The sequence below is a fragment of the Devosia sp. genome (genome assembly GCF_034675085.1).
Classification (GTDB): Bacteria; Pseudomonadota; Alphaproteobacteria; order Rhizobiales; family Devosiaceae; genus Devosia.
In genome coordinates this window covers 1-10,034 of sequence record NZ_JAUCDN010000105.1, presented here as the reverse complement: position 1 = coordinate 10,034, position 10,034 = coordinate 1, and the positions used below count along the sequence as shown (strand labels likewise).

Sequence of the window (10,034 nt, the reverse complement as noted above, 5' to 3'; positions counted from 1 at the left end):
CCTCGTCTATAACCGCACGACGCAGGAAGCCAAATTCGTCGGCGCCGTGAGCGTGCTCGACCCGTCCGGCAATCTGGCGGAAATGGCCGATCTGGAGCTGAAGGGGAGCATGAAGCAGGCCTTTGTCAGTGCGCTGACCATAACCGGCTATGACGGCATCCGCATTACCGCCGACAGCGTCGACTACGACAAGGCGCTGCGCACCCTACTCGAAAATACCGATTATTCGCCCTGCGGGGACTGCATCGACGCCAATGGCCAGCGCATCGGCTGGTCGGTTCATGCGGCGCGTGTCGTCTATGACGCCGAGGAAGGCTCGCTGTTCATCGAGCAGCCCACCCTGTCGCTGCTGGGCATTCCCGTGGCCTGGCTGCCCTTCCTGTGGCTGCCCGACACCAGCGACAGCGCGCTGGCCAGCATTCCTCGCCCCACCTACGAATATACCGAGAAGACCGGCCACAAGCTGGAATTTTCCTATCTCGCCTATGCCAATCGCTGGACGCAGATCGTCCTCACCCCCACCGCCATGAGCCGCCAGGGCTTTCTCATGGGGGCGGAATGGATTCAGAATTTCGATTTCGGTTCTTTCCAGATCAAGGCATCGGGGCTGTACCAGGCCGACAAGTCCGCCTTCACCTTTGTCGAGGCGGCGCGCGACTGGCGCGGCGCCATCCAGAGCTCGGGCCGTTTCAAGCCGGTGGAAAACTGGACCACGGGCTGGAGCTACACCGCCTTCACCGACGCGGCCTACCTGCCCGATTACGGCCTCACGCGCTCCAATTCGCGCACCAACGAGGTCTATGCCACCTATCTGGACAGCGACATTTATTTCGACGCCCGCCTGCAACAGTTCCAGGCCCTGGGCGATGTGGCGCAATCCGCCCAGGGCGCGCAGGGAGCCGCCCTGCCCGCCCTGCGCTTCGAGCAGATGCATGACCTGGGCGAAGGCAAGGGCCGCGTCGAGATCAGCGGGCGGCTGCTCAGGGTCTATCGGGAGCAGGATTCCTTCTCCAGCGTCAACGGCGTCAAATACGACTACGGCTATGCCGGCACCGAGCAGCACCTGGCCCTGCAAACCGGCTGGCAGACGCAGTGGATCGGCGGCGGCGGGTTCGTTGCCACGCCCTATCTCGGCGGGCGGGCCGACCTGGCCTATTACGACAATGCCAGCACCTTGGCCTCCGCGCCCGGCACCACCACCCTGTGGAGCGCCACGCCCATCGCCGCCATGGATGTGCGCTTTCCACTGGCGGCCAGCGACGGCTCCACCGTGCATCTGGTCGAGCCGATCGGGCAACTGGTCTATCGCGGCGGCGACACGCTACCCGGTATCACCAACGACGATTCCCAGAATTTCATCTTCGACGACACCAATCTTTTCAGCTTCAACCGCTTCTCGGGCATAGACCGGCAGGAGACGGGGCTGCGCGCCAATATCGGGGCGCGCTACCAGGCCAATTTCGCCAATGGCAGCTATCTTGAGCTGATTGCCGGCCACTCCTTCCACCTTGCCGGCCAGAACGGCTTCGCCAGGCTCGACCAGGTGCAGTCCACCGCCGGCTCGGGGCTCGAAAGCAACGCCTCCTATGCGGTTCTGGGCGCCTATGCCGCCTTCGAGCCGGGTTTCAAGACCGGCGGCAAGTTGCAGGTCGATACCGGCGCCGGCCGCGTCACGCGCGGCGCGCTCAACGCCACCTATAGCTATGAGCGCTTTTCGGCCTCGGCCGACTACGTGTTCCACGCCGCCAATCCGGCGCTGGGCATGCTGGCCGACCAGCACGAGATCGGCGGAGAAATCCGCCTGCCGCTGGCTGAGTATTGGAGCGTGCGCGCCGCCGGTTCCTGGGACATCGCGTCCAATTCCTTCCTTCAGGTGGGCGGTGGCCTCACCTATGACGACGGCTATCTGGTGGTAGGCGGCAATGTCACGCGCAATGGCCCCACCCATAGCGTCCCCGACGACCTGCGGGTCACGGCCACCATCCGGCTCAAGGCGCCCGCCGGGTTCAATGCCGGCTATGAAGGCGCGGTGCCCACCGTGTTCCCCTTCGGTACCGGATTTTAGCCGCAATCATGGGGCAATTGACAGCGCGCCATTCCCGCCGCATTGAGAGCGGTGCAATTTGAGGCGAAGCGGATGAAAATGATGGCCAAGAGTTTCTGGGCGCGCTCGATCTGCGCCGCAATCGTCGGTGCGGTTCTGGCGCTGGGCGCCATGACGCCGGCCATGGCGCAGAATGTGCGCGTCACCGTCAACGGGACGCCGATCACCGACATGCAGGTGGCCCAGCGCCTCAAGCTGTTCCAGCTCGAGGGCAACCGCACCGGCCAGAAGGGCGCCACCGAGCAGCTCATCGACGAAGCCATCCAGATGGCCGAGGCCAAGCGCCTGGGCATCACCATCTCCAATGCGCAGGTCGATGAAGCCCTGCTCCAGATCGCCCGCAACATGAAGCTGAGCCAGGACAAGCTGGTGTCGATGCTGCAACAGGGCGGCGTCGGCATGGAAACGCTCAAGGATCGCCTGCGCGCCGCCATCGCCTGGAACGCCATCACCGAGGGCGTCATCATGCCCCAGATCCAGATTTCCGATCTTGACCTCGACCAGCAGGCCGCCGGCAAGGTGCAGCCCTATCAGGGCTTCGACTATATCCTGAAGGAAATCATCTTCGTGGGCAGCGGTTCGGGCAGCCGCAGCAGCCAGGCCAACAGCTACCGCTCGAAATTCACCGGTTGCGACAACGCCGTCAATCTCTCGCTCTCCTATACGGACGCGGCCGTGATCGATGTCGGCCGCCGCCACGCCACCCAATTGCCCGAGGCCATCGCCAAGGAATTGGCGGGGCTCAATGTCGGGGGCATCACCAAGCCGCGCGTGGTGGAGTCGGGTGTCTCGATGCTCGCCGTCTGCGAGAAGGCCCAGGCCGAAGACCTGACCTTCATCAAGAGCGATCTGCGCGCCAATGCCGGCAACAATCAGCTGGAAACGGCCGTGGCCGACTATCTGGCCAATCTGCGCAAGACCGCCAAGATCATCTACAACTAAGACATCGGACCGGCGTCATCGCCTCAGTCTGCGCCTCCCTCCCGTTGAGGGGAGGGAGTGACAGAGCCGGGAAATGGGCGCAGTTGTCGGTTCACCTTGGGGGCCAAATGAGCAAGCCGCTGGCCATCAGCATGGGCGAGCCCGCCGGCATCGGGCCCGACATCGTCCTGTCGCTCTATGCCCGCCGGGCGGAACTGAGCCTTCCGCCCTTCATCGTCTTCGGCCATCTCGGCTTCCTTGCCGCCCGCGCCCGCCGGCTGGGCCTAGCCATCGACTGCGCCGAAGCCAGTCCCGCCCAGGCTCCCGCGCTCTTTCCCCGCTCCCTGCCCGTCCTCTCCCTTGCCGGCGACGTGCCCGATACGCCCGGCATCCCGGCCGCCTCCGCCGGCCCGGTGGTGGTTGAGGCCATTGCCCGCGCCGTTGCCGCCGTCAGGGCGGGCGAGTGCGCCGCCCTGGTGACCGCGCCCATCCATAAGGGCGCGCTCTATCACACCGGCTTCGCCCATCCCGGCCACACCGAATATCTGGCCGCGCTCTGCGCCGAAAACGGCGTCGAACCCCTGCCGGTGATGATGCTGGCCCATGACGATCTGCGCACCGTTCCGCTCACCATCCACGTGCCGCTGGCCGAAGTGCCCGGCCTCATCACCGGAAAGCTGATCCTCGATACGCTCGCGGTCATGCATGGCGATTTACGCCGCCGCTTCGGCGTTGCCGCCCCGCGCATCGCCGTGTCGGGGCTCAATCCCCATGCCGGGGAAGGCGGCGCCATCGGCCGGGAAGATGTCGACATCATTGCGCCTGCCCTCGCCGCCGCGCGCGAGCGGGGCATCGACGCCGTCGGCCCCCTGCCCGGCGACACGCTGTTCTATCCGCCCCACTGGCGGCGCTACGACGCGGTTCTGGCCATGTATCACGATCAGGCGCTGATCCCGATCAAGACCGTGGCCTTCGATGCCGGCGTCAATGTCACGCTGGGCCTGCCCATCGTGCGCACCTCGCCCGATCACGGCACCGCCTTCGATCTGGCCGGCACCGGCAAGGCCTCCACCGCCAGCTTCGAGGCCGCCATCATGATGGCCCAGACCATGTCGGGAAGGACCGAATGAGCCAGATCGACAATCTGCCGCCCCTGCGCGAGGTCATCGCCGAGCATGGCCTGCGCGCCAAGAAGGAGCTGGGGCAGAATTTCCTGCTCGATCTCAACCTGACCGCCCGCATTGCCCGCGTCGGCGGCTCGCTCGAAGGCGTGCGTGTCATCGAGGTCGGCCCCGGCCCCGGCGGACTCACGAGGGCGCTGCTGGCCGAAGGCGCACGCGAGGTCATCGCCATTGAGCGCGACGCTCGCGCCCTGCCCGCTTTGGCCCAGATCGCCGACGCCTATCCGGGCCGGCTCACCGTCATCGGCGGCGACGCCATGGAGATGGATTATCGGCTCCTGGCCGATGGCCCCACGCGCATCGTCGCCAATCTCCCCTATAATATCGGCACCCCGCTGCTCACCGGCTGGCTGACGCTCGATCCCTGGCCGAGCTTTTTCGAGAGCCTGACGCTGATGTTCCAGCGCGAGGTGGCCGAGCGCATCGTCGCCCGGCCCGGGGACGATGCCTATGGACGGCTGGGGGTTCTGGCCGGCTGGCGCACCGAGGCGCGCATCGCCTTCAATGTCGGCCGCCAGGCTTTCGTGCCGCCGCCCAACGTCACCTCCGCCGTGGTGCATCTGGTGCCCAAACCGGTTGACGACGACGTCAAGGTCAGGGACCTCGAACACATCACCCGCGCCGCCTTCGGCCAGCGCCGCAAAATGGTGCGCCAGAGCCTCAAGGCCACCGGCGTTGCGGTGGACGGCCTGCTCGCCGCCGCCGGCCTCAAGGGCGACGAACGCGCCGAGGAGCTGCCCGTGGAAGCCTTCCTGGCCATGGCAAGAGCGCTACCGGGATTAAGGAGGTAGCCACCTCCACCCGGCCCAACGCCGATGTCATCCCGGCCATGACGCATTGGCTCTGTGTTTCCAACACCGCCGCTGCCCACGGGCTTGACCCGTGGGAGAGCCATCGCGGTTTCAGCGTTTGCGGAAACTGGCCCGCGGATCAAATCCGCGGGCAGCGCCGGGAATGAGCTACAACCGTGCCCACCCCTTCACATCCCGATTCAACCGCTTCTCACAAAGAATCGATCTGGCTCTGCAAGTCCTTGACGAAGCTCGCCAAATTGAGCTGCCGCTCGCGCTGCAACCGGGCGGCGGCGAGGATGGAGCGGACGCAGTCGACCGACTCCCCCAAATCCTTATTGACGATCACATAGTCGTATTCGGAAAAGTGCTCCATCTCGACGCGGGCATTGCTCAGGCGCTTTTCGATGGTGCCGGCGCTGTCCTGGGCCCTGCGCTCCAGCCGGGCGCGCAATTCCTTGATGGTGGGCGGCAGGATGAACACCGTCACCATGTCCTTGCGGCTGTTCTTGTAGAGCTGGAGCGTGCCCTGATAGTCGATGTCGAACAGGATATCCTTGCCCGCCGCCAGCTGCTCTTCCACCTTGGCGCGCGGGGTGCCGTAGAAATTACCGTGGACTTCCGCCGATTCCAGCAATTCGCCATCGGCCTGCATGCGGCGGAAGGTGGGCACGTCGATGAAGTAATAATGCTTGCCGTCCACCTCGTCGGTGCGGCGCGCGCGCGTGGTCACCGAAACCGAGAGCCCGATATTGGGGTCGGCGCCGAACAGCGCCCGCGAAATCGAGGATTTTCCGGCGCCCGATGGCGAAGCGATGACCAGCATGACGCCGCGGCGCTGAAATTCCATCAGCCAGACCCTATTCGATGTTCTGCACTTGCTCGCGTAGTTGATCTATTGCCGCCTTGAGGTCAAGGCCGATGGCGGTGAGTTCCACCGCATTGGCCTTGCTGCACAGCGTATTGGCCTCGCGGTTGAATTCCTGCGCCAGGAAATCCAGCCGACGCCCCACCGCGCCCCCGCCCCTGATGAGCTGGCGAGCGCTGGCGATATGGGCGGCCAGCCGGTCCAGCTCCTCGCGGATATCGGCCTTGGCGGCCAGAAGCAGCGCTTCCTGCGCCAGCCGCTCCTCGGGAATGGCGCTGTCCTGTTTCAAGGCCTCTATCTGCTGGCTCAGCCGGGCCAGGATGACCTCGCGCCCGCGCGCCGGATGGTGCTCGGCCCGCGCCACCAGCGCCTCGATCTCATCGAGCCGTTCGAGCAGGATAGCGGAAAGTTGCGCGCCCTCCTGCCGTCGCGCCGCCACCAGATCGGCCACGGCCGCGCCCGCCGTCGCCAGAATGACGGCGAACAATTCGTCCTCGGCCTCGGGAGCCAGCGCCCGCTGGCGTGGCTCCAGCACGCCGGGCAGCGCCAGGATGCCCTCAAGGCTGGCCGGGGCGGCGTCGGCCACCCTGCCCTTGAGCTCCTCCAGCGCCGTCAGCACCGTTTCCAGCGCCTGCCGGTTGAGCAGCAGGTCGCCATCTGTCCCCTGCCGTTCCAGCGTCAGCGAAAAACTTACCGAGCCGCGCGACAGGGCCTTGCCGATCATCTGGCGCAACGGACCCTCCAGCCCGTCCAGGCCTGGCGCCAGGCGCAGGCGCAAATCCAACCCACGGCCATTGACCGAGCGGATTTCGCAAACGAAACCGGTATCCTGCGCGCTGCCGGCGGCGCGCGCATAGCCGGTCATGCTGGCGAGCGGCTGGCTCACTGCGCGGCCGGCTCTTCGCCGGCTTCGCCCGCCTCTTCGGCCTCCAGCGCCTGGCGCGCCGCTTCCGCCTCGGCCTCGGCCTGCGCCGCCGCCTCGGCGGCTATGCGGCGATATTGCGCCACGTTTTTCTGGTGGTCGGCATAGCTCTCGGCGAACACGTGTCCTTCGCTGGGCAGCGCGCCCTTGGCCACGAAATAGAGATATTTGTGGGTGTCGGGATTGGCCACGGCCTTGAGCGCCTCGATGCCGGGATTGGCGATGGGCGTGGGGGGCAGCCGATCGATCTGATAGGTGTTATAGGGCGTGCGCGCCTCGATTTCGGACTTGCGCAGGCCCCGGCCCAATGTCGACTGGCCCTTGGTGATGCCATAGATGATCGTCGGATCCGATTGCAGGCGCATGCCGGTGCGCAGCCGGTTGACGAACACCGCCGCCACCTGCGGGCGTTCGCTGGCCACCCCGGTTTCCTTTTCCACGATGGACGCAAGGATCAGCAATTCCTCGGGCGAAGTGAGCGGCAAATCCGCCTGGCGGCTCTGCCATACCTGGGCGAGCGCGTCGGTCATGGCCGCCTGCATCTTGTCGAGCACCGATTGGCGGGTATCGCCCGGCACATAGTCGTAGCTGCCCGGCAGGATCGAGCCTTCCTCGGGCAGGCTGGTGACTTCCCCCACCAGATTGGTGTCGGCATTGAGCCGCTGGATCACGTCCCAGGAGGTAATGCCCTCGGGAAGCGTCACCGCATAGCGGATGGGGTTGCCCTCGGTCAGTTCCTTGAGGATGTCGGCCATGCTGGAGCCGGCGGGGATGCGGAAATCGCCGGCCTTGATGATGGTGTTGCGCTCCACCCGGCTGCCGAACTGGCTGAAGATCAGCGCGTTGGAAATCAGCCCCTGCTCTTCCAGCCGATTGGCGGTAGTGCTGAGCGAGCTGCCTGATTCGACGCGGAAGGTGCGATCCTCGCTCGCGGGGCCGTCGCCGTAATATTGCGAGGTCACGTAGAAAAATGCGCCCCCCGCCACCACCAGGCCGATGACCAGCAGCGTCAGCAACCCGTTGAGCACGTCGATCAGGCCATTGCGGGAGCGGCGGCGGCGCCGCACCTTGCGATCATTCATGGGGCAGCATCACCTTCAAAGCCCGTTTGCATTTCATGCGCGGCGGGTCTTGTCATCACTTCAAGTCGATCTTGTGGCCGGGCGCATGTTCGCATGCGCCGCCGCAAAAACAAGAGGCACCTCGCGTGTGCCGCGAAGTGCCTCCCATTGAATCGTGGAAAAATCAGCCGGCCTTGCGCATGACAAGGGTGGCGTTGGTGCCGCCGAAGCCGAAGCTGTTGGACAGCGCCACGTTGATTTCCTTCTTCAGCACCACCTTGGGCACCAGATTGATCGGCGTTTCCACCGAAGGATTGTCGAGGTTGAGCGTGGGCGGGGCCATGCCGTCGCGCATGGCGAGCAGGCAGAAAATGGCTTCCACCGAACCGGCGGCGCCGAGCAGATGCCCCACGGCCGACTTGGTCGAGCTCATCACCGCCTTCGATGCCGATTCGCCGAGGACGCGGCTCACCGCGCCCAGTTCGATCTCGTCGCCCAGCGGGGTCGAGGTGCCATGGGCGTTGATATAGTCGATCTCGGCGGGCGAAATCCCCGCGCGCTTTATGGCCGCGCTCATGGCGCGGAAGCCGCCATCGCCATCGGGCGACGGAGCGGTGATGTGATAGGCATCGCCCGAAAGGCCATAGCCGATCACTTCGCCATAGATCTTGGCGCCACGCGCCTTGGCGCGCTCGTAATCTTCCAGCACCACGATGCCGGCGCCCTCGCCCATGACGAAACCGTCGCGGTCGCGGTCATAAGGGCGCGAGGCCGCCTCGGGGTTGTCGTTGAAGCCGGTGGAGAGCGCCCGCGCCGCCGAGAATCCGGCCAGAGACAGGCGGTTGACGCAGCTTTCGGTGCCGCCGGCTACCATCACGTCGGCATCGCCGAGCGCGATCAGCCGCGCCGCGTCGCCGATGGCATGGGCGCCGGTCGAGCAGGCGGTCACCACCGAATGGTTCGGCCCCTTGAGCCCGAAGCGGATCGACACCTGCCCGGAGGCCAGGTTGATGAGCCGGCCGGGGATGAAGAAGGGGCTGATGCGCCGAGGCCCCTTTTCGTGCAGCGTGATGGAGGCATCATAGATGCCGCCGACGCCGCCGATGCCCGAGCCGATCAGGACGCCGGTGCGTTCCTGCTCCTGCTGGGTCTTGGGCTCGACGCCCGCATCCTGGATAGCCTGGGTCGCGGCAGCCATCGCATAGACGATGAAGGGATCGACCTTGCGCTGCTCCTTGACCTCCATCCACTCATCGGGATTGTACTTGCCCTCGGCGTAATCGCCGAGCGGCAACCGATGGGCGATCTGGCAGGCGATGTCATCGACCTGAAAGTCATCGATGCGCTTGGCGCCACTTTTTCCGGCCAGGATGTTGGCCCAGGTGGCTTCAACTCCGCAACCGAGGGGCGTTACCAGCCCCAGTCCGGTGACGACGACACGGCGTAATTCCATGCTCGACCTGCCTATCTCGACCAAGCCGGCGGCTTAGCCGACGGCCTTGGTGAGGAAAGAAACGGCGTCACCGAAAGTCTGGATCGACTCGGCGGCGTCGTCGGGGATCTCGACCGAGAATTCTTCTTCGAAGGCCATCACCAGCTCGACCTGGTCGAGGGAGTCCGCACCCAGATCGTCGATAAAGCTGGCCTTTTCAACGACCTTCTCGGCGTCCACATTGAGGTGTTCCACAACGATCTTGCGGACCCGATCAGCGACATCGCTCATATTTGACTTCCCTTTTCGAAATCGAGTTTTCGTTTCGCTTCTTATTGGCGCAGTGCCAAATCTTCAAGCACCGTAATGGCGAACCGCCCGGAGTTTAGGCGCGCTTGGATGCGCCTGCAAGGCTGTCCGCCACAGGTGACGGCGGGGCGAGTATCACACTTGATCCGCATCCGCCAGCGCACAGATTGCCGGTTTTCAACGGCTTTTCGTCCGATCAGAGCATTGCCATGCCGCCATTGACGTTCAAGGTGTGGCCCGTGACGTAGGCGGCGGCGTCGCTGGCGAGGAAAACGGCGCAGGCGGCGATTTCCTGCGGCGTGCCCAGCCGGCCGGCTGGAATCGTCGACAGGATGGCCTCGCGCTGCTTGTCGTTGAGCTCGTCGGTCATGGCCGAGGCGATGAAGCCGGGGGCGATGGAATTGACGGTGATGTTGCGCGAGGCCACTTCGTGGGCCAGCGCCTT

The 10,034-nt window shown here is 65.2% G+C and carries 10 protein-coding genes; 4 read left to right on the top strand and 6 right to left on the bottom strand.

Features of this window, described 5'->3' with window-relative positions:
* From VDP82_RS08595 to rsmA, 4 genes are all read left to right on the top strand, one after another.
* The coding region (locus tag VDP82_RS08595) for an LPS-assembly protein LptD (protein ID WP_323014436.1) at nt 1-2,065 on the top strand (2,065 nt) is incomplete at its 5' end.
* Nucleotides 2,066-2,143: 78 nt separating this feature from the next.
* Entirely contained in the window at nt 2,144-3,046 is a 903-nt protein-coding gene (locus tag VDP82_RS08590; protein WP_323014435.1) for a SurA N-terminal domain-containing protein, read from the top strand.
* Between the two features lie 107 nt (nt 3,047-3,153).
* Nucleotides 3,154-4,155, top strand: a complete 1,002-nt coding sequence (pdxA, locus tag VDP82_RS08585; RefSeq protein WP_323014434.1) for a 4-hydroxythreonine-4-phosphate dehydrogenase PdxA — start codon at nt 3,154-3,156, stop codon at nt 4,153-4,155.
* Nucleotides 4,152-4,997: a 16S rRNA (adenine(1518)-N(6)/adenine(1519)-N(6))-dimethyltransferase RsmA gene (gene rsmA, locus VDP82_RS08580; protein ID WP_323014433.1), complete on the top strand. Its 846-nt coding sequence runs from the start codon at nt 4,152-4,154 to the stop codon at nt 4,995-4,997. Before pdxA ends, rsmA begins: the two co-directional genes overlap by 4 nt.
* A 211-nt stretch (nt 4,998-5,208) precedes the next feature.
* Here the strand turns inward: rsmA and gmk are convergent, their stop codons facing one another.
* From gmk to VDP82_RS08550, 6 genes are all read right to left on the bottom strand, one after another.
* Nucleotides 5,209-5,847 (bottom strand): guanylate kinase, encoded by a 639-nt coding sequence (gene gmk, locus VDP82_RS08575; RefSeq protein ID WP_323014432.1) that lies wholly within the window; start codon nt 5,845-5,847, stop codon nt 5,209-5,211.
* Nucleotides 5,848-5,857: 10 nt separating this feature from the next.
* Nucleotides 5,858-6,751, bottom strand: coding sequence for a YicC/YloC family endoribonuclease (locus VDP82_RS08570; RefSeq protein WP_323014431.1), 894 nt, complete (start codon nt 6,749-6,751; stop codon nt 5,858-5,860).
* A complete protein-coding gene (gene mltG, locus VDP82_RS08565) occupies nt 6,748-7,869 on the bottom strand; it encodes an endolytic transglycosylase MltG (protein WP_323014430.1) in 1,122 nt (373 codons plus the stop codon). Before mltG ends, VDP82_RS08570 begins: the two co-directional genes overlap by 4 nt.
* 163 nt (nt 7,870-8,032) lie before the next feature.
* A complete protein-coding gene (gene fabF / locus VDP82_RS08560) occupies nt 8,033-9,301 on the bottom strand; it encodes a beta-ketoacyl-ACP synthase II (RefSeq protein WP_323014429.1) in 1,269 nt (422 codons plus the stop codon).
* Nucleotides 9,302-9,334: 33 nt separating this feature from the next.
* The gene (locus VDP82_RS08555) at nt 9,335-9,571 is read right to left on the bottom strand and encodes an acyl carrier protein (protein WP_035100440.1); all 237 of its coding nucleotides are present in this window, start codon (nt 9,569-9,571) and stop codon (nt 9,335-9,337) included.
* A 214-nt stretch (nt 9,572-9,785) separates the two neighbouring features.
* The coding region (locus VDP82_RS08550) for an SDR family oxidoreductase (RefSeq protein ID WP_323014428.1) at nt 9,786-10,034 on the bottom strand (249 nt) is incomplete at its 5' end.

What these genes read in the sequence shown, in the direction of transcription:
- VDP82_RS08590 (WP_323014435.1), top strand. Translation starts at nt 2,144, where the DNA reads ATGATGGCCAAGAGTTTCTGGGCGCGCTCGATCTGCGCCGCAATCGTC.
- pdxA (WP_323014434.1), top strand. Translation starts at nt 3,154, where the DNA reads ATGAGCAAGCCGCTGGCCATCAGCATGGGCGAGCCCGCCGGCATCGGG.
- rsmA (WP_323014433.1), top strand. Translation starts at nt 4,152, where the DNA reads ATGAGCCAGATCGACAATCTGCCGCCCCTGCGCGAGGTCATCGCCGAG.
- gmk (WP_323014432.1), bottom strand. Translation starts at nt 5,847, where the DNA reads ATGGAATTTCAGCGCCGCGGCGTCATGCTGGTCATCGCTTCGCCATCG.
- mltG (WP_323014430.1), bottom strand. Translation starts at nt 7,869, where the DNA reads ATGAATGATCGCAAGGTGCGGCGCCGCCGCCGCTCCCGCAATGGCCTG.
- fabF (WP_323014429.1), bottom strand. Translation starts at nt 9,301, where the DNA reads ATGGAATTACGCCGTGTCGTCGTCACCGGACTGGGGCTGGTAACGCCC.
- VDP82_RS08555 (WP_035100440.1), bottom strand. Translation starts at nt 9,571, where the DNA reads ATGAGCGATGTCGCTGATCGGGTCCGCAAGATCGTTGTGGAACACCTC.